A 23962-nucleotide genomic window follows, 5' to 3' on the forward strand; every position below is an offset into this window, starting at 1 on the left:
CTTACAGTTGTAAAGGCTTATAATTACGAGCTTCTTCCTTGAAGGCATTAAGTGCCGCTTGTGCATCCACCTTGCGCTTCTTGACCGAACTCAGCCACTTATCTTCCATATCAGCAACCAACTGATTGAAGTAAGCAACATCCTCTTCCGAGGCAGGGATCACTTTACTGCCAGAGGCAATAATATCGGCTTCACCGACCTTGTCTGCCCTATCCCAGAGCCTGCCAGCCAGAGCCGACAGTTTCTCACCGGAAACTGACAACACAGCCTTACGATCGCTGTCGGACAGTCGATCCAGAAAGTCAGGGCTCAGGAAAATACCAAAGGAGCCTAGATACAGACCGTTAGGCAGCTTGACGGTATAAGGTGCAACGTCCTTGAATCGTGCCACCTTCATCATATCCATCTGCATGAACAAACCATCCGCGACGCCCTGGGAAAGCATCTCATAGGCCTTATTGGCCGGAGCACTGACACCGGAAACACCTAGGCGCTTACCGACTTCTGCTGACATACCACCGCCAATACGGACTTTCTTTCCCTTAAGATCTTTCAGTGATTTCAGCGGTTCACGCATATGCACCTGACCCGGACCATGGACAAACAAGCCTGCCAGTTGAATACCATTGTACTCACCGGATTTATTGAAGAACTGCTCATTTACCCGCCAGTGGGCAACAGAAATAGCTTCCGGTGAACCTTTAATATTGGGCAGTTCAGCCATCTGGGGGAGACGAAAACGTCCTGGCAGATAACCATGGAATGTCCATGAAGCATCTACGGCACCATCCTCAACCATATCCACCAGACTCTTTGGATGACCAACGTCGTATTCAAGTTTGACCTTGACCCGACCTTCCGTAGCCTCTTCGATCCATTTCCCCCAGGTCGGCAGGACATCTTTATTCATGGTATGGGTCGGGCTCAGCCAGGTTGCTATCCGCAGCTGAGTATCTGCTGCCCAGGTGCCAGCCGCTGAAAGTCCCAGACCAATTGCCAGAATGCCGGTTGTTATTTTTCTTTTAAGCACGGGCCACTCCTTGTTGTTATTTTCTGTGGAAACTCTCCCATCACTGAGTAGGAAAATTTCTGTATCCACAGCTTTTGTGTTGCCTTGAACGCATAAAGTGACACAGATCAATTTTTATTACAAAATTTTTGTATCATATAAGAGCAAAAAAACAGGCAATCACTTTTCAATGTTTGATCTCTCAAAAATGAAACACAGTCACACTCACCTGCCTAACCCTCAGTAAACTCATGCTCATGAAACCATGCCGTATACTTTGGTGCTTTTTTAGTCTGAGGCCACTCTTTAAGCATCAGTTGTACTGCCTTCAATGATATCAAAGAGATTTCTATAGCAAGACAGCCTAAGAGACTGTCTCAAAAGTGATCAGACACTAGCATGGAAGAATTTACAGACTTGAGCTAAATATTCCTCATCACCTGCTACGAGAGGAATATTATGTATCCCTCAGATTTGACCGATGATGAATGGAAACTTATCAAGCCTTTTTTTCCTGACCCTGGTTATGATAAGCCAAAAAATGGCAGGCTTAGAGACTGGCCTTACAGGCTAATTCTTGATGCCATTTTTTACGTTGATAAGACGGGGTGCCAATGGCGACAAATGCCTTCTGATTTCCCTCCATGGGGTACCGTTTACACGTATTTTCGGAATTGGAAACTAGATGGCACATGGAAAATGGTTCACGACGCCTTGAGAGATCAAGTTCGAATTAATGCGAGGAAGTGCCCACAGCCAACAGCAGCTAGCATTGACACCCAAAGCGTTAAAACCTCTTTAAAAGGGGGCTCCGCGGATACGATGGCGGTAAAAAGTGCAAAGGTAGAAAGAGGCATATTGCAGTAGATACCTTTGGCTTGATTCTCGTGCTGTGGGTTCATTCAGCAGCTCTCAGTGACAGCCTCACAGGTCATATAATTCTTGCCTGTATAAAAAAGCACTTCAAAAAAGTGCGCAAAGTTTGGTCCGACTGTGGCTATAGAGGTTTTCTTGAAGAATGGTTTTATCGGCGTAAACCTAAAAGAGAGCTTGAGATAACTAAAAGACCACAGGGCAAATTCGTTGTTCAGGCAAAGCGCTGGGTAGTCGAGCGAACATTTGGCTGGTTTGAAGGCTCTCGCCGTCTGTCAAAGGACTATGAACAACTGCCAGAGAGCTCCGAGTTCTTTATCTATATATGTATGATTCGAATGATGGTAAGGCGGCTTGTGTAGTTTTAAAACAGCCTATACCACTCATTAGCTCACCAGCAAGACAAACTCAGCATCAACTATAGACAAATTAAAACACCTCTTCCTGAAGCCTTTAAAGTGAGCGATAACACTCCAGTCAATACTGAACTATGGAGGTCGGAGGCACACGCGCGCCCTCTCCGACCACATTTTTCACAATCTCATTTCTTTGCTGGCAGTCGGTTCTCAACCAGAGTCTGCCAGTAAGCGACACCTTTCATAAGTATATTGTCATTAAAATCATAGTTTGGCTTGTGCAGGGCATTACCGCCTTCAGTATCCACACCATTTCCCATAAGTATGTAGCAACTGTTCACTTCCCTTTGCATAAATGAAAAGTCTTCACTTATGGTCAGGGGCTGACAATCACCATCAACGTTTTCTGCGCCCAGCGCTTCCTGTGCAGCCTGAATAGCGTATTCAGTCTCTCTGGGTGAGTTGATGGTAGAAAGGAAGGTATTGGTGAATTTATATTTGTACTCAACACCTGCAGATGCACATTGCCCTGCAACAACCCGCTCAATCGCTGCTTCTATTTTCGCCAGTGCTTCGTCAGTAAAAGAACGGGTATCACCAGTAATTCTTACGTGAGATGGAATGACATTAACAGTGCCGTTGGTTGCAAATTCTGTCACCGAGATAACAGCGGTTTCACTGATTGCACTGAGGTTACGTGAAACAATAGTCTGCAGGGCACAAACAATCTGCGCACCCACAACAATAGGATCTGTTCCCATATGTGGTAGAGCGGCATGACCACCTGTTGCAATAATATCTATCTCGAAACTGCTCTCGCTTGCCATTATTGAACCAGAGCGGGTCAGTACCTGTCCGGCTCGAATGCCTGGCATATTATGGATAGCGTAGACAGCATCAATACTCCAGCGAGTGAACAGCCCGTCAGCTATCATCGCCTTGGCACCCATGCCATGTTCTTCGTCTGGCTGAAAAATAAAATAGACTGTGCCGTCGAAGTTTCGGGTACGTGACAGTTCTGAAGCCGCCCCCAGTAACATAGAGGTATGTCCATCATGCCCACAGGCGTGCATAACGCCTTCATTGACAGATTTATAGTCGAAATCATTGGTTTCATTAATCATCAGAGCATCCATATCAGCGCGTAAGCCGATAGAACGATCACTGTTGCCACATTTCAGTATGCCAACAACACCTGTGCCACCAATATTTTGATGGACCTCTATACCAAACTCTTCCAGTTTCGCAGCAACAAAGCCGGCTGTCTGGTGTTCTTTTAACCCTGTCTCAGGATGCTTATGGAGGTGGTGTCTCCACCCAATGATCTGTTCCTGGATACTCATAATTCAGTCTCAACAATTCGAAAATAAAAAACCCCTTTCCGTTAAACGGTCAGGGGCGTGTTTGTTATGCCGATACTTTATTTTCTCAAGCTACCTGAGGGTTAGCCTCAATGGTTTTCGGCTGGCTCTCTTCCGCGAACTCCTTTACCGCTTCATCTGAAAATTCACTGCGGAACATTTTCACAGTACTTACCAGACAGAGGAATAGTACGAAAATGAGAGGAAGTGCAAAAATCAAACTGATGCTTTGAAGCAACTCGATACCTGAAGTACTACCCATCATCAGGGTAAGAGCCATAGCTGCCTGTGCAATAACCCAGATTGTGCGCATTTTGTTACTTGGGTTATCAGAGCCATCTTCACACATACTGCTCAGTACAAAGGTTGAACTATTGAGAGAAGTAATGAAGCAGGTGAACAAGGCAATAACCACACCAAAGGAAATCAGTTTACCCATCGGGAAGTCTTCCAGCACAATAAACGTTGCGGCTTTAGAAGAAGCGGCAGCAGCCTTCAGGACTTCAGGTGAAGATTCCAGACCGATAGTGCCGAAGAACGCTACCCAGATGAAGATACCGAGGCAAGGCAGAACCAGAGAGCCCAGAATGAATTCTTTAACGGTACGACCCTTGGATACGCGAGCAATGAAAGGACCAACAAAAGGAGCCCAGGCAATTGCCCATGCGTAGTAATAGATCGGCCAGCCGGAGATCCAGGAGGTTTCATCCTTGGCAGCAAAAGTTGGCAGCTTCAAAGCGTCGCTGAAGAAACCGTTGAGGTAGTTACCCAGGGTGTCAAAGTAAACGTTAACCATCAACTTGGTTGGGCCGAGGAGACCAACAAGGATGATCAGACCTGCCAATAAATAGAGGTTATAGTCAGAAAGACGACGGATACCGCCTTCCAGGCCGGTAGTAGTACAAATAATGGTAATAACAGCAATCACACCAACCAGACAAGCCGTTACCAGATTAGAGGAAGGGATACCGAACAGGTATTCAATACTCACGCCCAGAGACAAACCGGTCTGTCCCAGAGAGGTAGATATACCGGCAATAGCACCAAATACACAGATGATATTGATCATCTTACCCATGGAACCATTCGCTTTATCACGTCCCCATGGCAGCAGGATGTTACTTACCAGACCATTTTCGTTCTTGCGGTACATCAGGTAACCGATAACCAGGCCCAGCACTGCAAATGAAGCCCATGCCTGAATACCCTGATGAATAAAGGAGCGCTTCAGTGCAAAGGAAGCGGCAGCTGGAGTCATTGGTTCAATACCAGTAGTGACCAGTGGGTTCACGTAGTGGTAAACCGGCTCCGCCACACCCCAATACAGCATAACTGTACCCATACCGGCGGAGAACAGCAGACCGATCCAGGAAATAGTGGAAAACTCAGGTTTCGCATCGTCCGGACCGAGACGAATCTGGCCATATTTACTGAAAGCAAAGAACATCATCATGGCTACAAATACAAAGGAGCCCGCGATGTAGACATAACCGAAAGTGTCAGTCAGATAGTTCATGGTACCTATACCAACGGTATAGAGTGTATCCGGGAACAGAAGCCCCGCTAAAACGGTGATGACAATGAATGTCATCGTGCAGGTAAATAGCAGTTTACCCTGTTTAAGTTCTTGTGTTTTTTCAGTCATGGGAACCTCTTAATCCTGATTGAGCGTACCGGAACATAAAATCGCTACGCTGTAATCGGAACCAGCAAGCTGGCTCCGACCAGAAGTTACTTAATAACGATAAGTTCAGGTTCAGCGCGCTCGCTCAACCACTCAGCACCATCTTCGGTAATCACAATATTTTCTTCATGAACCATGGACTTACCCGGTGCGTACAACATGCCAGGCTCTAATGTCATGATCATGCCGGGCTTCAACACTGTGTTGTCTGTTGCAGTATTGGAAGGACGCTCGGTCAGCTCAATACCCAGACCGTGGCCCAGACGACCAACGTCGTTACCCAGAGCACCATTCGCTTCCAGTACGCCCCACATAGCATTGTAAATATCAGTTGTAGTGTTGCCTGGACGGGCTGCTTCAAAACCTTTGGTAGTGGACTCATAAACCGCACGATAAGCTGCTTTGGTCTGTTCACTGGCATGGCCAAAGGCCCAGTTTCGGTCAAAGTCAGAAAAGTAACCGTCAAATACGGCACCGGTATCGATGATCAGTACATCACCTTTCTCAACAACACGATCAGTTGGCCCCATGATAATGCTGTCGTAACCGTCAGGACCGGAACCGGCAATGATGTACGGACATTCGTCAGCGCCTTCGCGCAACATATCAATGCGGAACTGCTTACAAATTTCACGTTCGCTCATGCCGGCACGGGCATATTCAGGCAGTTTGGAAAAGCCAACATTGGTAATGCGGCAGGCTTCACGGGTTTTATCGATTTCAGCCTGAGACTTGATCTGACGCAGACCATGAACAGCCAGAGAAACATCAACAAAGTCTTTGTTGACCATACCTTTCAACTGATTGAAGTTGTTAACCGGCATGCGCAGGTGAGACTCAATACCCAGCGTGGCACCTACACGACCGAAACGGGAAGCGATACCGTTAATAACGCCAGCAACCAGCGTAATTCCGTCGTCTTCCGGTTCTGGGGAAGGCCAGGTGATGATCTCATCAACCCAGGTGCTGGCCATGCCAGTCGCACCAATCTCCGGAATGATAGCTACAGGCTTTCCTTCAGCAGGAACAACAAGAAACCATGGACGGGTAGGGCTGTGCCAGAATTGAGTGTGAAAGCCAGTGAAGTAGCGGACATTAGGCTCGGTAGTAAAAAGCATTGCATCCAACTGCATCTCACGCATCACAGTTTGAGCTCGTGCTGTACGGTTTTCGAATTCAGCTGTTTCAAAACCGCGACGTAGGAAATCAGTCATAACACCCTCACTGGCTGCAACCGCTCGTGAATGGCAAGTCGCTGCTCGGTTAAATATTGGGCACTATGATATATAGATAAAAGTTAAATATTTTGACCTGAATCACTGTTAACAATAGTTAACTTTTTATTATTTAAAATCAACTAAATACAACTAGGCTAATTGTAAAATGACCTTATTAGTGCACTTTATAGTCAAAAATACAGTCATATAATTAAAAATACTTAACTATACGGATTGATAATGCTGTTTACTTCGCACACAATACAGCCCTCAAAGTTCACTATATTTACCTAAGTATTGATTTTATGAACGCAAAGAATTCCACTGGAAGCTCTTCAATTAATATGACTTTTACCAAGAAGGATGAAGAGTGCCTGGCTCGCCATGGTCTGCTGGCGGAAACCATTGCTGACCTGATTGGCCCACACTGTGAAGTTGTTATCCACTCTTTTAAAAGCTTTGAAGACTCTGTGGTCAAGATAGTGAACGGTCATCATACAGGCCGAAAGATCGGTGCTCCTATCACAGATCTTGGTTTGAAAGTGTTCCGTGAATTTGAAGAGACAGGTGTCATGGCTCCCAAGAGCTATTTCACCAAGAATAAAGATGGGTCTCTGATGAAATCTACCAGTTGTATTTTGACTGGAGAGGATGACAGGGCAGTAGGTATGTTTTGCATCAATATTAACCTGTCTCACCCATTCCCGGAAATCATGAAAACCTTGATGCCAGGAAACCTTGAAACGACCAACTTACAGACCAGTGAAAATTTCAGTACTTCCCCGTCAGATATTATTGAACAGGCATTGAGCACTGCAATTCATGACATTGAAAACAATGCATCTGTAAATGCTAAAGGCAGAAAGAAAGCTATTACCAGAATACTCTTTGATAACGGTATTTTTGAATTCAAGGAAGCAACGACAATTGTTGCCGATGGACTGCAAATTACACGACATGCCGTTTACAAATACATTCGTGAGTTTAAATCGCAATTAAAGATCCAGAAATAAACTCTCGCACATCACACCTACAAACCAATAACTTGTTCCAAAGGTAGTATCATGAAAAAAGTTATTAACACCGACCTCGCTCCTGCTGCTATCGGCCCTTACTCTCAGGGTATCGCATTCCAGAACCTGACTTTTACTTCCGGGCAGCTTCCTCTTGACCCGAAAACAATGGCGTTTGTTGAAGGTGGCATCAGGGAGCAGTCCTATCAGTCTCTTAAGAACCTGAAGTCTGTTCTGGAAAAAAGCGGTGCTTCCATTGATTCCGTCATCAAAACCACGTGCTTCCTGGCCGACATGAACGACTTTGCAGCTTTTAATGAGGTTTACACCGAAGTGTTCGGCACTGAGAATGCACCTTCCCGATCTTGCATTCAAGCAGCCTGCCTGCCTAAAAATGCACTGGTAGAAGTTGAAGCTATCGCTTTCATTAATTGAGTAACACTTCGAAAGCTGTGCTGATAACTCAAAGGTCAGTCTGACTGGCCTTTACCTGCAATGCCATTTTCAAGTGACTGATCATGCTCAAATTCTCTAAAAACACTTTTTATACGGGCACGACCAGCCCTTTATTTACCAGCGAAATAGCCAGGAAAGTACGTTCCTTCCATAAGAAAATTGAAGGTTACACTCCAACTCCTCTGGTTTCGCTGCCTGCACTGGCAGAAAGGCTGGGCGTTAAATCAATTCAGGTTAAAGACGAATCCTATCGTTTCGGGTTGAATGCTTTTAAAGTTCTCGGTGGCTCCTATGCCTTAGGTCGATTACTGGCAGAACACCTGCAAATTGATATTGATGAAGTAGATCTGAAAACTATCTCGTCAAAACTGAAAAAACCTCTGATTTTTGCCACAGCCACTGCAGGCAATCATGGCACAGGTGTCGCATGGGCTGCTCGCGAAATGGGACAGACCGCGGTTGTCTATATGCCGAAAGGTTCTCCTCAAGCGAGTGTCGACCGCATTCGAGGTCTGGGAGCAGAGTGTATAGTAACCGACGTCAACTATGACGATACGGTTCGCCTTGCCAGCCAGACATCAGATAAAAATGGCTGGATGCTGGTTCAGGATACCGCTTGGGAAGGGTACGAAAAGATTCCAACCTGGATCTCTCAAGGTTACACAACCATGGCTGCAGAAGCTCTGGAGCAAACTGCAGAAGCGCCGACACACGTAATGCTTCAGGCTGGCGTAGGAGCCATGGCTGGAGGCATTCTGGGGTATCTGGCTGATGAGTTGGGATCAGAGAATTTCAACACCGTTATATCCGAACCCAGAGCTGCTGACTGTATTTATCGATCAGGTACTAGTAAAGCTGGTGACATGATTAGTGTTGATGGAGACCTCAACTCAATTATGGCTGGTTTGGCCTGTGGTGAACCCAATCCTTTAACATGGCCTGTGCTTCGCGATTGTAGCAATGCCTTTGCATCTGTAACAGATAGTGTAACAGCTACCGGTATGCGTATACTTGGCAATCCTCTACAGGGAGATACAGCTATAATCAGTGGTGAGTCAGGCGGCATTAACATGGGCCTTCTTTACCAGATGGCTGTACATCCGGAAGGAAAATTACTTGCTGAAACCGTAGGCTTAAATAAAGATTCTGTTGTTCTTATCTTCAGCACAGAGGGTGATACAAACCCTGAGCGTTATCGACATATTGTCTGGGAAGGTTCTCTCCCAACAACCAAAGACTAATTCCGGTTGCTATTCATAAAAGCAGGCAGCTTATTTTGAAGCTGCCACCCAGCTTCCAGTTCCGAAAATACGTGTAAACGGTGCCCCATAAAGGGAAGTCAGAAGGCACCTGTCGCCATTGGCAGTCCGTCTTATCAACGTAAAAAATGGCATCAAGAAACAGCCCTTAAGGCCAGTCTCCTCCTGGTCTGCCATTTTTTGATTTATCGTAACCAGGATCAGGAAAAAAACTTGATAAGTTTCCATTCATCAGCGATCAAATCTGAGGGATACATAATATTTCCCTCGTAGCAGGTGATGAGAGATATTTAACTCAAACCTGTAAATTCTTCCATGTTAGTGCCCGGTCACTTTTCAAATAGTCTCCAGAATGAAAATATCTGACCAAACTGCACTGGCAGCAGCAACTGGTCAGAACTTTCAATTTCTTTATCCCATCGTTGGCATCGTAAAAACAGACTCGGCCTTGTCATGCTCAGTCCAGCGGGTCGTTACCATTTTCATACGGGTATAAAAACGAACACTATCCGGCCCGTGCATATGCAGAGGTCCAAACAAGGATTTCTTCCATCCGCCGAAACTGTGGAAAGCCATAGGAACGGGTACAGGAACATTCACTCCAACCATACCTACCTGAATATGTTGAGCAAACTCTCTGGCTGCCTTACCGTCTCGGGTAAACAGCGCTGTGCCATTGCCATATTCATGATTGTTAATCAGTTCTACTGCATCCTTAAAGCTATCTACACGGCAGACGGATAAAACAGGGCCAAAGATCTCCTCCTTGTAGACAGTCATTTCAGGGGTAACACGATCAAATAAAGAAGGTCCTGTGAAATGCCCCCCTTCATGTCCTTCAACAGTCAGTCCGCGGCCATCAATCAGAAGTTCTGCGCCTTCATTAACGCCTGTGTTTATATAACCTGTTACCTTTGCCAGATGCTGCTCACTGATCAATGCACCCATGTCGTTTTCCGGCCCTTCGACAATACCCGGGCCTACTTTCAGTGCGTCTATCTTTGGCATCAGTGCGCTTAACAGTTTTTCAGCGGTACCTTCTCCCACTGGAACCGCTACAGAAATAGCCATGCAGCGTTCGCCAGCAGCGCCATAAGCTGCGCCCATCAGTGCATTGGCTGCAGCTTCCATATCTGCGTCTGGCATAATAACCATATGATTTTTAGCACCACCGAGTGCCTGAACCCGCTTGCCGTGCTTACAACCAGTGTTGTAAATATGTTCTGCCACCGGCGTAGAACCTACAAAACTGATCGCTTCTACCTTTGGGTGAGTCAGTAGCACATCAGCTACTTCCCGGTCACCGTTTACGATATTGAAAACACCATCGGGCAATCCGGCTTCTTTCAACAACTCTGCCAGCCGCATCATGGCACCGGGCACTTTTTCAGAAGGCTTCAATACAAAGGTATTACCGCAGGCCAGCGCTACCGGGAACATCCACATAGGCACCATCACCGGGAAGTTAAATGGCACGACTCCGGCGCATACACCCAGCGGCATCATCTGTGACCAGCTATCAACACCTGAACCTACGTTCATGGAGTGTTCGCCTTTTAATAGATGTGGAATCCCTGTTGCAAACTCAACAACCTCCAGGCCTCTGGTCAACTCTCCCTTTGCATCAGATAAAATCTTGCCGTGTTCACGAGAAATAATATGGGCCAGTTCATCGGCATTCTGTTCGACCAGCTCTTTGAATCGAGCCATGATGCGTGCTCGTTTTAGTGGACTGGTCAAGGACCATGCTGGAAATGCTCTTGATGCTATTTCGATAGCCTGAGCTGTTTCGTCCGCTGTAGACAATTGCACAACCGCAGTTTGCTCGCCTGTGGCTGGATTGAATACTGCACCGACCCGATCAGAAACACTGGGTTCAGAATGGCCGTTTATAAAGTTGTAGATGGTTTTCATTGTAATTTTTTTCCCGGATAACTTACGACGTAAAGTGATTAATCAAAGATAAACTGTCTGACCAGACTTCAGGGACTGGTAGCAGGCATCAGCCAGTTCGAGTGCTTTCACACCATCATCGATGGATACATCCGGTTTATTTCCTTCTGTCACAGAATCAACAAAGGATTGAAGTTCTCTTCTATAGGCCGGCATGTAACGTTCAAGGAAGAAATGCAGAGGTTTTTCACTGATATCGCCTTCAGAACCCAAGTAGCGAACTTCGTTCTCTTTATGGTTCGCTGCTTGCAACATGCCCTTTTCACCCAGCAGTTCAATGCGCTGATCGTAACCGTAAGCTGCACGACGACTGTTGTTGATGTGGCATAATTTTCCGCTGGCTGTTTTCAGCGTAACCATCGCTGAATCGATATCACCTGCTTCAGCAATCGCCGGATCTACCAGGCAGCTGCCAGTGGCATGAACCTCTACCGGCTCTTCTCCCAGCATCCAGCGGGCCATATCCAGGTCATGAATCATCATATCCCTGAACAAACCTCCGGATACCTTGATATAGCTAACAGGTGGCGGAGAAGGATCACGACTGGTAATCACTAATTGTTCAAGATTGCCTATTCGTCCGGCTTGTTTGTCCTGATAGAGCGCATTGAAGGTCGGGTCAAAACGGCGATTAAAACCAAGGAAACAAAGCACACCTGTTTCTTTGATGATGTCTGCAACGTGACGAGCTCGATCAATATCCAGATCTACCGGTTTTTCACAGAAAATTGCTTTGCCTGCCAGAGCCGCTTTTTCAATCAATCCGGAGTGAGTATCTGTTGGGCTGCAAATCAGAACAGCATCGATGGCTGAGTCTGCAAAAACAACATCAGCGTCCACCACTTTAGCCTGGAATTTTTTTGCTACGGCCATCGCGGCATCCGGAAAAGGATCAACCACGTATTTGAGGTTCGCGTCAGGGTGCTCACTTAAAGTCTGACCATGGACGTTGGCAATACGTCCTGCACCAAACATGGCAAAATTAAGCATGATGATTCTCTTTTAATTTTTATTCTTACGACAACTATTTCCTGAATACCGGCTTTCTTTTGAATATCAGCTTTCGGAATTCAGATTTTATTACTTCTTATTTGCTTCAACAATCCACTCGTGGGCAGGATCATTTTTAAAAACCCAGTTACGTTTTGGGCCTGCCATAACATTCAGGTAGTAGAGATCGTAACCATGCGCAGCACCTACCGGGTGATAGCCTCTTGGTACCATCACAACGTTGTTATTCTCTACGGCCATGGTTTCATCCAGAGAGCGATCGTCGGTATAAACGCGTTGAAAAGCAAAGCCTTGAGGAGGGTTAACCTTGTGATAATAGGTTTCTTCCAACAGGGTTTCGACAGGTTCTGCATCCTGATCGTGCTTATGGGGAGGGTAACTCGACCAATGCCCGTTGGGGGTAATGACCTCACACACCAGCAAGCTTTCAGCAGAGCCTTCGTTAAACAAAATATTGCAGACATGTCGCTGGTTAGTGCCGGTGCCACGAGTCTGATATTCACACTCTTCAGGAAGAATCAGTTTTGCCGGGAAACGCCCTTCAGCAGGAGCCTTACAAACAGCCAGTTCGATATCGGTTTCAGCGACAATCGAAAAGAGATCAGAAGGTGGTATATAAACACTGTAAGGCGCTTTTTGATCGAAAACAGAATCACGGTCGCCAATTTGATTCCAGTTTTCATTACGAGTAGAGACATTTGCCTTGCCACTAACCAGTACCAGGCACACTTCATTGTTAACTGTCAGTTGCTCCAGGGACTGGCCTGCTTTCAATTGAAAGACTTCAAACCCCACATACTTCCAGTCTGCAGATTCAGGCGTAATGCTCTGAATACGCCCCTGTTGATCGGGCAGGGTCGGACGAGATAATAAAAACGACATAAAAAATCCTGTTATCAAACGCTATGCCCACCACCTTGAAAGACGGTAGACATATCAGAATACTCCATTAAATGGCGCTTATTCTGGATTCACTTTCAGTCTTCTCTGTAAAAAATGCCATTTGCCAGAACAATCCAAAACAAATGGCACTGACTTTTTACATTCTACTTAACGAATTTCACCAGCCAGTTTCTCAACCTGGGCAATATTGTCTTTGGTGATGAATCCGGGGCCGGAGTTAATGTTGTTGCTAGGAATAATGCCGTAGCGGCTGTACAAAGTAAGGGCAACTACTGGCAGATAACCTTGCAGGTAAGGTTGCTGGTCAATAGCAAACTTCACTTCACCTGATTTGATCGCCTTGGCAATGTCATCGCTAACATCAAATGTGCCAAAGTAGATGTCATCTGACTTATGCATCTTTTTCAGTGCACGAATAGTCGGATGTGCAGACGTTGGACCGAGGGCCAACACAGCATTTGTTTCAGGCTTTTGTCTCAGGTGAGCCATTACTTTCTTTTCAATCGCTGTCGGGTCACTGCCAACATCAATCATGTTGCCATCAAGTGTTACACCAATTGCATCAGCAAACCCCTTGCATCGTTCAACGGACGCCGGGTTAGTAATATAGTGATTAATGCAGGCAAAGCTGGTCACACCATCAGCCTTTGCTTTCTTACCAGCGCCATAACCCGCGTCGTATTCAGGTTGTCCAACATGGAGCAATGCGCCCAGTTGTTCACTTTGCTCATGGGTACCGGAATTGATCGTGATAACAGGGATGTTTTTGAGTTTAGCTTTTCTGAGTGGTTTCTTCAGTACATCGTAATCAGCAATGGTCAGGATTAAACCGTCGGGATTGGAGGCAATGGCCTGCTCGACGATTCTTGCCATATCAGCCAGATCACCAGTAGGCGGATTTCGGTATTCAACGGACACATCCATATCAGTACCGGCTGCTTTTACTGCATTCTTGATGGTGTTCCACCAGGAGTCTGAATCCGGTGCATGACTGACCAGAACAAAGCGTTCATCGGCCGCACTGGCTGACAACGGTGTCATCATGGTCGCTGCTGCAATACCTCCTAATAATACGGCTGCAGTCGTTTTTCTGAGAGTTTTCAGTTTTGTTGTTTTTGTCATTATTTCTCTCCGGAATACATTTCGATGAAAGCCTGATTTTCACCTTCTCTCACCGAATAAAATATTTATTGTTTTTTATTTATAGAATTTTTATTCCACAAACACTTTCCACCTAAAAACAAATCTTGTCAATAATGAACCGGACTTAACAGTGCACAGCTTCACTCAGTGGATATTAATACTTCATCACATTAATTCCAACTCTTGTTTTTTTGGAAATATTATTCCATTATGACTTCAATCATTGTTATGCATACGAACTATTCATCAGATGGCATAACAGATAATAAGAATAATATGATCGGAGTTATCACAGTGGATGTACCTGCGACCCAATCTGCATCGAATACAAAACCTGACGAACGAGTCCGGGAAGAATCCCGATTAAAAAAACTATTGAGTAAGCCAGAACTAGGCTCAGTGTCAGGCGCTATTCTCGTACTACTGTTTTTTGCAGTATTTGCTGGTGACTCAGGCATGTTCAGTGCCGACGGCATTCTTAACTGGACGACAGTATCTGCGCAATTGGGCATTCTGGCGATAGGTGCCTGCCTGTTGATGATCGCCGGTGAGTTCGATCTTTCTATTGGTTCGATGATTGGCTTCGCAGGAATGATGATCGCTATTCCTGCTACTTACTGGGGCTGGCCAGTCTGGGTAAGTATCATTTTTGCCATGGCCGGAGCCATGGCTATAGGTGCACTAATCGGTTACACAGTTGTCAGGACCGGTCTGCCGTCGTTTATTGTTTCTCTAGCCTTTCTCTTTATTCTTCGTGGCCTGACCATTGCTCTGTCTATTTTAATGACCAACAAAACCATCATCAGTGGCGTCAGTGAAATTGCTGAGAATGACTGGTTGGCACCCTTCTTTGGCGGTGAACTGGGCACTTCATTTTTTCAATGGCTGGTCACCAAAGGCTGGCTTGAAGCTTATGCCGATGGCACTCCGGTTTTCACGGGTATTCCCATGGTCGTTGTCTGGTGTCTGGTACTGGCCACAGTGTCCAGCTGGGTGCTAATGCGCACCTCTTTTGGTAACTGGATCTTTGCAACCGGTGGTGATGATAAAGCGGCTAAAAATGTCGGTGTTCCTACTGACAAGGTAAAAATACTGTTGTTCGTTTTCACTGCATTCTGTGCCGCTCTTTATGCTTCCTGTCAGGTTCTGGAATTCGGGTCAGCGGCGGCAGACCGTGGGTTGCTCAAGGAATTTGAAGCCATTATTGCTGTGGTTATCGGTGGTGCCCTGTTAACCGGAGGTTATGGTTCGGTGATTGGTGCCTGCTTTGGTGCTTTGATATTCGGTGTTGTGCAGATGGGCATATTTTTTACCGGCATAAATTCAGATTGGTTCAGGGTTTTCCTGGGTGTGATGCTTCTTATGGCTGTGCTGTTTAACAACTACATTCGCAAGCGGGTGACAGAAGCCCGTTAAACCGCTTTACCTAAATTAATCACACTTAATACGAACGCTAGACGACAAGAATATAAAAACAAAAAGCGTTCAGAAAAACAGGTATTTGTGAAATGAGCGAATTCATTCTCGAACTCAAAAAAGTCAGTCGTTATTTCGGCTCTGTTATTGCCCTGAAAGATATCGACATGCAGGTGAAAATGGGTGAAGTCCATTGCCTTCTTGGTGATAACGGCGCAGGCAAATCCACCCTGATCAAAACACTGGCGGGTGTTCATGTACCGTCTGAAGGCGAGTTTCTGCTTGATGGTCAACCCACCTGTTTCAACTCGCCAAGAAGTGCGCTGGATGCAGGTATTGCAACGGTTTACCAGGATCTGGCTCTGGTGCCTTTAATGAGCGTGACCCGGAACTTTTTTATGGGCAGGGAACTGACCAAAAAATGGGGCCCTTTTAAAGTATTTGATACCAAAGAAGCCAACAAAATTGCCTGCGCCGGACTGGCAGAAATGGGTATTGATGTTCGAGACCCCGAACACGCTATAGGCACCATGTCCGGTGGTGAGAAGCAGTGCCTTGCCATTGCCAGAGCCATTCACTTTGGCGCCAAGGTGTTGATACTTGATGAACCCACTGCAGCTCTGGGTGTTAAACAATCCGCTAATGTTCTGAAAGTCGTGGCCAAGGCAAAGGCTAAAGGACTTGCAGTCATTCTGATCACTCACAATGTTCATCATGCTTACCCTGTTGGGGATCGTTTTACATTGCTGAATCGTGGACACAGCCTTGGTACTTTTTTGAAGTCAGACGTTAGTCGTGAAGAGATACTGGAAATGATGGCGGGAGGGCAAGAACTCGAAGCTCTTGAATCCGAACTGGAAGAGTTCGCTCGTCTGGATTCAGTAAAAAACAGTGTGACACAAGAACCTGAAGCAGCTGCTATTGCTTGAGACACCGTCGATTATCAGGATATAAAAATGAAAGTAATCCGGGTAGGACTGATTGGTACCGGCTATATGGGGAAAGCTCACGCCATTGCCTTTAAAACGGCACCGGCCGTTTTTCCCCTCAGCGCAAAACTAGTCTGTGAAATGGTTGCAGAGGTTGATGCCGACATTGCTGCAGAGAAAGCTGAAGAGCTTGGGTTTAACCGTTCAACGGGAGACTGGCAGCAACTGGTCAACGATCCGGATATCGATGTCGTAGACATCTGTTCGCCCAACTATTTGCATAAAAAGATGGCACTGGCGGCTATAGCAGCAGGTAAACATGTTTACTCCGAGAAGCCTCTGGCTCTGAATGCGGCTGATGCTCTGGAAATGACACTGGCAGCGGAGAAAGCCGGTGTAAAAACACTGGTGGGATTCAATTACGCTAAAAACCCTACTCTTCAATTGGCAAAAGAGATCATTGAGCAGGGTGAGTTAGGAGACATTGTCCACTTTCGCGGTACGTTTAATGAAGACTACCTGGCTGATGCCAATACGCCTTTCTCATGGCGATTAAAGCGACAGTTTTCAGGCTCGGGAGCTCTTGGGGATCTGGGTTCTCACATTATTAATCTGGCCCAGTATCTGATCGCGCCTATTAATGAACTCTGTGCTGATTCACAAACAGTGCATGTTAACCGTCCATTGAATGGTCAACCGGATCAATACGACACCGTCGAAAACGACGATCAAATGCATATGATGCTGCGTTTCGCTAATGGCGCCATCGGTACTATTGAATCGTCACGCATAGCCTGGGGTAGAAAAAACAGTCTCTGGTTTGAAATTAACGGCACCAAGGGCTCGCTCATTTACGACCAGGAGCGCTTATCAGAATTGCAGCTGTTCAAACCGGAAGGTCCATCTGACCGACACGGATTCAAGCGCATTCTAACCGGACCTGAACATCCGGATTATCAACATTTTTGCGTCAGCGCCGGACACGGTCTGGGCTACAACGATATGAAAACGGTAGAAGTGAGAGATCTCGTGGAAGGGCTGGCAGGCAATAAGCCTTTATGGCCAGACTTCAGGGCAGCTTACAGTGTTAATGTCATTCTCGATGCCGCTGAACAGTCCTGCAAGGACAGGTGCTGGATCACTGTCGATCGTGATGCTCAGGTACTGCCAAAAAATAACAAGAAGTCAGTGCAGAGTTCTGACCAATGACGTCGAACCTCTGTCAGGGAGTACACATAGAATGTTAACGAACAATCCATCAAGCCTGCGATCACTGGACGTAATTTGCCTTGGCAGAGCAGCTGTTGATCTCTACGGGGAACAAGTAGGCAGTCGACTGGAAGACATGGCCGGTTTTGCCAAATATCTGGGCGGTTCTTCCGGAAATATTGCCTACGGCACAGCGCGCCTTGGCCTGAAGTCGGCCATGCTGACTCGTGTTGGTGACGAACATATGGGGCGCTTTGTCCGGGAAGAACTTGCCCGCGGCGGCGTTGATATCAGTCATGTAGTGACGGATAAAAATCGTCTTACGGGTCTGGTGATTCTGGGCATCAAAGACAAAGATACTTTCCCTCTTATTTTTTATCGCAATGACTGCGCTGACATGGCACTGAGCAGCGAAGACTTTACGCCGGAATTCATAGCGTCCAGTAAAAGCCTGCTGATTACCGGTACGCACCTTTCTACTGCCAGCACTTTCGAAACGTGCAAAACCGCTATCAACTATGCCCGGGCAGCAGGTACAAAAGTCATTCTGGATATTGATTACCGCCCTGTACTTTGGGGTTTGACCAGTCTCGGCGACGGCGAAACACGCTTTATTTCATCCGATTCTGTTTCATCTCATCTTCAGTCGGTACTCCCTAAGCTGGATTTAATTGTCGGTACTGAAGAAGAAGTTCATATAGCCGGAGGCAGCAGCGATACAATTACTGCGCTCCGGAATATACGTTCACTGACTGACGCTACTATTGTCCTGAAACTGGGCGCACTGGGTTGCACCGTACTGGACAACGATATTCCTGATCACATGGATCAGTTTGATGTGTTCACGGGTGTAAAGGTCGACGTTCTCAATGTACTGGGAGCAGGGGATGCTTTCCTTTCCGGTTTCCTGCGAGGCTGGCTCAAGGGTGAATCCAACGAGCAAAGCTGTACCTTTGCCAATGCCTGCGGGGCGCTAGTGGTGTCTCGCCATGGTTGCGCTCCTGCGATTCCTTCGGCAGAAGAACTGGATTATTACATAGAGCATGCTGACTCGATTCCAAGGCCTGATCTTGATGATGAACTGAATTATCTTCATCGGGTGACGACCCGTTCAGCACCGGAGCGACAGGAAATCTGCGGGCTGGCGTTTGATCATCGCAGGCAGCTTCTGGATATGGCCAGAGAAGCTGGTGCCGCACCGGAATCCATCGGTACGTTGAAGCAGCTACTGGTCAAAGCCGCAGAGTCCGGAGCCAGACAAACCGGTCTGGGTAGTAATGTCGGAGTTTTGATCGACGATACATACGGCCAGGATGCTCTTAACGAGGTGACGGGTAAAAGCTGGTGGATAGGAAGACCTGTCGAGCTTCCTTCATCACGACCCATCGAACTGGAAGGAGGCCGCTCTATTGGCGATCGCCTCAAGGCCTGGCCCAGAGAGCACATCGTTAAATGTCTGGTTTTCTATCACCCTGCAGACCAGCACGAACTCAGATTAAATCAGGAAAGGCAGGTTAAGGAACTCTTCAAGGCTTGCTGTAATTCAGGTCATGAACTCTTGTTGGAAATCATCCCGCCACAGGGCAACAGTGTAAACGACGATACTCTGGTTGACAGTACTCTGGCTAATGTTCTCACTCGTTTTTATAACCTCGGTGTACGACCAGACTGGTGGAAGCTACCAACTATGTCGAACGCTGCTTGGAGAAAAATCAGTGACGTCATTCGGGAACGTTCACCACACTGTCGAGGAGTCGTCATGCTCGGTCTCGATGCGCCTTTATCGGAACTGAAAGCAGGCTTTGATCAAAGTGCCGGAATTGATATCTGTAAAGGTTTCACCGTTGGCCGTTCATTGTTCAGCGAACCCAGTAAACAATGGTTGGCAGGCGAGATAAATGATCAAACGTATATTGATGCGGTTGCAGCCAATTATGTTGAGTTGATTGATGCCTGGAAGAACCGCGGCATGGAGAAAGTATAATGAAAACCGTACGTTTAACCATGGCACAGGCACTGGTCAGATACCTTTCTGCCCAGTGTGTTGACATAGACGGTAAGGTCCAGCCTCTGTTTGAAGGTGTCTTTGCCATCTTCGGACATGGCAATGTTGCTGGTCTCGGTGAAGCTTTGTATCAGGCACAGGAAGAACTGCCCACGTTCAGAGCTCACAATGAACAGGGAATGGCTCACGCTGCTATTGCCTTTGCCAAAGCCAATAATCGCCGTCGTATGATGGCCTGTACTTCTTCCATCGGTCCGGGCGCTGCCAATATGGTGACGGCAGCCGCACTGGCACACGTTAACCGGTTGCCTGTGCTTTTTCTGCCGGGGGATACCTTTGCCAATCGGACGCCAGACCCAGTTCTGCAGCAGGTGGAATGCTATGGTGATCCTACCATTACCACAAACGACTGTTTTCGTCCGGTGAGCCGCTATTTCGACAGAATTACTCGTCCCGAGCAGATTATTACCAGTCTGCCCGTCGCCGTTCAGACACTGATTGACCCGATAAATTGTGGTCCGGTAACACTTTCGCTTTGTCAGGATGTTCAGGCAGAAGCTTATGATTACCCGGAAAGCTTTTTCAATACCAAGGTTCACTATCAACGTCGCCAATCGGCGGATCAACGAGAGCTAAACGACGCCGTCTCACTATTGAAGTCAGCCGAGAAACCACTTCTGATTGCGGGCGGCGGTGTTCACTATTCCGATGCGACCGAATCCCTGAAACAGTTTGCCGAGCAGACTGGTATTCCTGTTGTTGAAACCCAGGCCGGTAAGGGCTCCCTGTTATGGGATCACCCTAATAACATCGGTGCTATCGGTGTTACCGGTTCTGAAGCTGCCAACCGCCTTGCCAGAGAGGCTGATGTGGTTCTCGCGGTAGGCACACGTCTGCAGGATTTCACTACGGCTTCACGCACTCTCTTTGCCAACCCTGATGTCCAATTAATCCAGCTTAACGTCGCCAGCTTTGATGCTATCAAGCACAACGCCTGGCCTCTGGTATCTGACGCCCAACTCACTCTGAATACCTTACAGGAGCGTTTATCCAGCTGGCAGGTTCATAGCGACTGGATCAAAACCGGTCAGGAATTGACCGCTCGATGGAATCAGTATTACGACGAGGTCACAGCCGCTGAAGGCATTGAAACCAAAACAGGGCTGCCTTCTGATGCTCAGGTTCTGGGTGCTGTCAAAAGAGCGTCTGATAACAGTGATATTGTCGTTTGTGCCGCCGGCGGTTTACCCGGCGAGCTACATAAGCTTTGGCGTACCGACCACGAAAAAGGCTATCACCTTGAATACGGCTATTCTTGCATGGGCTACGAAATTGCCGGAGGGATGGGTGTGAAAATGGCCAGCCCGGATCGTGATGTCATCGTTGTGGTTGGTGATGGTTCCTACATGATGCTGAACTCAGAACTGGCTACCAGTGTGATGCTGGGACACAAAATCATCGTTGTCGTGCTTGATAACCGGGGTTATGGCTGTATCAACCGTTTGCAGAATGCAACGGGCGGTGCCCCGTTCAATAACCTTCTTGAGAACTGTCGTACGGTTGAAGAAGGGGCTCCGAAAATTGATTTCGCTGCCCATGCCGCAGCCATGGGCGCTCTTTCCGAAAAAGTTGACAGCATAGGTGGTCTTGAACAGGCCATGGTCAGAGCCAAGTCAGCAGGTCGTTCTTACGTTATCACTCTGGACACCGATCCGTTCACAACCTCTGAAGGTAGCTGTTGGTGGGACGTCGCTATTCCGGAAGTTTCACAACGGGACGAAGTCGTACAGGCCAGAGAAGGCTATCTGGCAGAGAAAAAACAGCAGCCTTACTGAATCTTTCTGGATGGTATGGGCATACGAACTCATAAGTCCTTTACCCGCAGGAGGCGGGCAAAGGGCAGTTAATATTCGGTTAAGTGTGTCTATACACTGAAAGCGTATAAAAATAAGAATTTGCGGAATAATAAAATGACGGTACGTATTGGCATCAACCCGCTGACCTGGACCAATGATGACCTGCCATCGCTGGGTGCAGACACCCCTTTGGAGGTCTGCCTGTCTGAAGGTAAGCAGGCGGGTTTCTCCGGCTTTGAACTGGGTAACAAATTTCCGAGATCATCTGAGGTTCTTGGTCCTATCCTCGATAGCCATGGTTTAAATCTGGTGTCTGGCTGGTTCAGTGGCCGGTTGCTGGCTCATTCAGTAGAAGAAGAAATTGCTGCCATAGAAGATCACCTGGATTTATTGCAATCATTGGGTGCCAAAGTAATGGTGTACTGCGAAGTCACTGACTGCATCCATGGTGATCAAAGTAAGCCTCTGCTCCACAGACCCACGATGGATGAGACAACCTGGATTGAATTTGGCCGCAAACTGACAGAGCTTGCTGAATACACCCGTTCACGGGGCGTCGAAATCGCCTATCATCATCACATGGGAACTGTCGTTCAGTCAGAGCAGGATATTGATCTGCTGATGCAGCACACAGGTGAAGCTGTTGGCTTGTTACTGGATACCGGTCACATTACCTACGCTGGTGGAAATCCATTGAATCTCGCACAGAAGCATGCCGCCAGAATCAATCACGTTCACTGTAAAGACATACGCGCCAGCGTGCTTGACGATGCACTGAACCGTAATCTGAGCTTCCTTGATTCTGTGCTGAATGGCGTTTTCACCGTTCCGGGAGATGGCTGTGTTGATTACCCGGCAATTTTCAACGTGCTTAAAACCTGTCATTACGAAGGATGGCTGGTGGTTGAGGCTGAGCAGGATCCCATTATTGCTCATCCTTTGACCTATGCCACATTAGGTGCCAACAATTTGAAAGCCTTGTGTCAGGAAGCGGATATAAACCTGACACCCTAATGTAATTAAAATTTAATACGGTTAATGTAAAAAATGGGCAGTCGTGAACGATCTGGATACTTCGTTAAGATAAATCAGATCGTCATAAGCAGGAAATGCCACTTTCTCGAAATCAGAAATTAAACAGAGATCTAGAACAGTGGCGTTTTTATAAGAAAAATAAAAAGCAGAGTCGTATTAACAATGTCTGATTCACTGCAAGTATCCGAGCTGGTTGCAGGTTATGGCAAAACAACAGTCTTGAATGATATTTCTTTTTCTATCAAGCCGGGAGAGTTCGTAGCTCTGCTTGGCCCTTCAGGCTGTGGCAAAACCACACTATTACAAGTTCTGGCAGGTTTTATTAAACCCTTATCCGGTTCGCTGATCGTTGAAGATACCGATATCACTGAGCTGCCTCCCGAACAGCGAAACATGGCCATGGTCTTTCAGTCCTATGCACTCTGGCCACACATGACAGTGTTCCAGAATATTGCCTACGCCTTGAAATTGCGAAAACTGGGTAAAGCTGAGATTGAACAACGAATCAGCCATATTCTGGGATTGGTAAACCTTACTGACTATGTACACCGCTCTGTCACCGACCTTTCTGGCGGCCAACGTCAGCGAGTGGCTCTGGCCAGAGCCCTTGCCGTTGAACCCTCTCTACTGCTTCTGGATGAACCGCTCTCCAACCTCGATGCACGAGTCAGAGCGTCTGTTCGCCATGAAATAAAAGCATTACAGAAGAGACTTGGGTTCACCGCCATTATGGTGACCCATGATCAGGAAGAAGCCATGTCCATGGCTGACAAAATCATCATTCTAAATAACGGTAAGATCGAACAGGCGGGTACACCAGAAAGCCTCTACTGCTCTCCGGCAACGCCCTTTGTTGCGGACTTTATGGGCGCCGAAAACAAGCTCACGGGTACGGTACTCAGAAAAAACGATGGAACAGAGCTGTTTCTTGATCAACTGAATAAAACTGTTCCTCTAACCAGAACGTCGGGGGACCGGTATGAAGGCAAGGTGGACGTTTACTTTCGCAGCAATGAAGTAAGTTTGTCGTTTAAAGACGACTCTGACGAGATTGATCATCAGGCCAGCGGTATTGTTTTGCAAACAGCGTATATGGGGCAGAGTTATCGCCATAGCATTCAGCTGGGTGGCAGTACTTGTGTCATTGATCACCCGGTAGCTATAAACGAAAAGTCACTGATTCAAATCAGCCTGCCGCCGGAAGCCCTGCATATTTATCCGGCAGCTTCGGAAGTCGAGTCTGCCTGATAGATTTTCATGGAAGAACGATAAAA

20 protein-coding genes are annotated in these 23962 nt (G+C 47.0%); 11 read left to right on the top strand and 9 right to left on the bottom strand.

What is annotated here, in order from left to right:
* Position 1: 1 nt before the first annotated feature.
* Positions 2-1030, bottom strand: a complete 1029-nt coding sequence (locus tag EOPP23_RS11520) for a TRAP transporter substrate-binding protein (protein ID WP_370514758.1) — start codon at positions 1028-1030, stop codon at positions 2-4.
* 438 nt (positions 1031-1468) lie between these two features.
* Between EOPP23_RS11520 and EOPP23_RS11525 the strand changes: the two genes are divergently transcribed.
* A protein-coding gene (locus tag EOPP23_RS11525; RefSeq protein ID WP_228550688.1) for an IS5 family transposase occupies positions 1469-2244 on the top strand; the annotation gives its coding sequence in 2 pieces (ribosomal slippage) (positions 1469-1808 and positions 1808-2244; 777 coding nt in all).
* A gap of 179 nt (positions 2245-2423) precedes the next feature.
* On the opposite strand, the gene EOPP23_RS11530 is transcribed toward EOPP23_RS11525, so the two are convergent.
* The 3 genes from EOPP23_RS11530 to EOPP23_RS11540 form a co-directional block, all read right to left on the bottom strand.
* Entirely contained in the window at positions 2424-3581 is a 1158-nt protein-coding gene (locus EOPP23_RS11530) for a M20 aminoacylase family protein (protein WP_153766137.1), read from the bottom strand.
* Between the two features lie 85 nt (positions 3582-3666).
* The gene (locus tag EOPP23_RS11535; protein WP_153766138.1) at positions 3667-5244 is read right to left on the bottom strand and encodes a BCCT family transporter; all 1578 of its coding nucleotides are present in this window, start codon (positions 5242-5244) and stop codon (positions 3667-3669) included.
* Between the two features lie 86 nt (positions 5245-5330).
* Entirely contained in the window at positions 5331-6497 is a 1167-nt protein-coding gene (locus EOPP23_RS11540; protein ID WP_153766139.1) for a Xaa-Pro peptidase family protein, read from the bottom strand.
* Positions 6498-6805: 308 nt separating this feature from the next.
* Between EOPP23_RS11540 and EOPP23_RS11545 the strand changes: the two genes are divergently transcribed.
* The 3 genes from EOPP23_RS11545 (at position 6806) to dpaL (ending at position 9210) form a co-directional block, all read left to right on the top strand.
* On the top strand, positions 6806-7513 hold the full coding sequence (locus EOPP23_RS11545; RefSeq protein WP_153766140.1) for a transcriptional regulator: 708 nt from the start codon (positions 6806-6808) through the stop codon (positions 7511-7513).
* Between the two features lie 51 nt (positions 7514-7564).
* Positions 7565-7948, top strand: coding sequence for a RidA family protein (locus tag EOPP23_RS11550; protein WP_153766141.1), 384 nt, complete (start codon positions 7565-7567; stop codon positions 7946-7948).
* A gap of 83 nt (positions 7949-8031) precedes the next feature.
* Positions 8032-9210 (top strand): diaminopropionate ammonia-lyase, encoded by a 1179-nt coding sequence (gene dpaL, locus EOPP23_RS11555; RefSeq protein WP_153766142.1) that lies wholly within the window; start codon positions 8032-8034, stop codon positions 9208-9210.
* 13 nt (positions 9211-9223) lie between these two features.
* Here dpaL and EOPP23_RS21785 read toward each other — a convergent pair whose 3' ends face one another.
* The 5 genes from EOPP23_RS21785 to EOPP23_RS11580 all read right to left on the bottom strand — a co-directional run bounded on the left by EOPP23_RS21785 (position 9224) and on the right by EOPP23_RS11580 (position 14217).
* Positions 9224-9373, bottom strand: a complete 150-nt coding sequence (locus EOPP23_RS21785; RefSeq protein ID WP_153766181.1) for a transposase — start codon at positions 9371-9373, stop codon at positions 9224-9226.
* Positions 9374-9639: 266 nt separating this feature from the next.
* Positions 9640-11142, bottom strand: coding sequence for a CoA-acylating methylmalonate-semialdehyde dehydrogenase (locus EOPP23_RS11565; RefSeq protein WP_153766143.1), 1503 nt, complete (start codon positions 11140-11142; stop codon positions 9640-9642).
* A 42-nt stretch (positions 11143-11184) separates the two neighbouring features.
* The gene (iolG, locus tag EOPP23_RS11570; RefSeq protein ID WP_153766144.1) at positions 11185-12171 is read right to left on the bottom strand and encodes an inositol 2-dehydrogenase; all 987 of its coding nucleotides are present in this window, start codon (positions 12169-12171) and stop codon (positions 11185-11187) included.
* A 90-nt stretch (positions 12172-12261) separates the two neighbouring features.
* Positions 12262-13074, bottom strand: coding sequence for a 5-deoxy-glucuronate isomerase (iolB, locus tag EOPP23_RS11575; protein ID WP_153766145.1), 813 nt, complete (start codon positions 13072-13074; stop codon positions 12262-12264).
* A 168-nt stretch (positions 13075-13242) separates the two neighbouring features.
* The gene (locus EOPP23_RS11580) at positions 13243-14217 is read right to left on the bottom strand and encodes a sugar ABC transporter substrate-binding protein (protein WP_228550689.1); all 975 of its coding nucleotides are present in this window, start codon (positions 14215-14217) and stop codon (positions 13243-13245) included.
* 297 nt (positions 14218-14514) lie between these two features.
* Here EOPP23_RS11580 and EOPP23_RS11585 point away from each other — a divergent pair, with 297 nt between their 5' ends.
* The 7 genes from EOPP23_RS11585 (at position 14515) to EOPP23_RS11615 (ending at position 23936) form a co-directional block, all read left to right on the top strand.
* A complete protein-coding gene (locus tag EOPP23_RS11585; RefSeq protein ID WP_153766146.1) occupies positions 14515-15654 on the top strand; it encodes an ABC transporter permease in 1140 nt (379 codons plus the stop codon).
* 92 nt (positions 15655-15746) lie between these two features.
* A complete protein-coding gene (locus tag EOPP23_RS11590) occupies positions 15747-16583 on the top strand; it encodes an ATP-binding cassette domain-containing protein (RefSeq protein ID WP_153766147.1) in 837 nt (278 codons plus the stop codon).
* 27 nt (positions 16584-16610) lie between these two features.
* The gene (locus tag EOPP23_RS11595; RefSeq protein ID WP_153766148.1) at positions 16611-17792 is read left to right on the top strand and encodes a Gfo/Idh/MocA family protein; all 1182 of its coding nucleotides are present in this window, start codon (positions 16611-16613) and stop codon (positions 17790-17792) included.
* 31 nt (positions 17793-17823) lie between these two features.
* Positions 17824-19776 carry a 5-dehydro-2-deoxygluconokinase gene (gene iolC, locus EOPP23_RS11600; RefSeq protein WP_153766149.1) on the top strand — a complete coding sequence of 651 codons (1953 nt, stop codon included), beginning with the start codon at positions 17824-17826 and terminating at the stop codon, positions 19774-19776.
* A complete protein-coding gene (iolD, locus tag EOPP23_RS11605; protein WP_153766150.1) occupies positions 19776-21632 on the top strand; it encodes a 3D-(3,5/4)-trihydroxycyclohexane-1,2-dione acylhydrolase (decyclizing) in 1857 nt (618 codons plus the stop codon). The genes iolC and iolD overlap by 1 nt, the downstream gene beginning before the upstream one ends.
* Positions 21633-21767: 135 nt before the next feature.
* Positions 21768-22667 (top strand): myo-inosose-2 dehydratase, encoded by a 900-nt coding sequence (gene iolE / locus EOPP23_RS11610; protein WP_153766151.1) that lies wholly within the window; start codon positions 21768-21770, stop codon positions 22665-22667.
* Positions 22668-22850: 183 nt separating this feature from the next.
* Positions 22851-23936 (top strand): ABC transporter ATP-binding protein, encoded by a 1086-nt coding sequence (locus EOPP23_RS11615; protein WP_153766152.1) that lies wholly within the window; start codon positions 22851-22853, stop codon positions 23934-23936.
* The last annotated feature ends 26 nt before the right edge of the window (positions 23937-23962 follow it).

Source organism: Endozoicomonas sp. OPT23, from assembly GCF_009653635.1.
Classification (GTDB): domain Bacteria; phylum Pseudomonadota; class Gammaproteobacteria; order Pseudomonadales; family Endozoicomonadaceae; genus Endozoicomonas_A.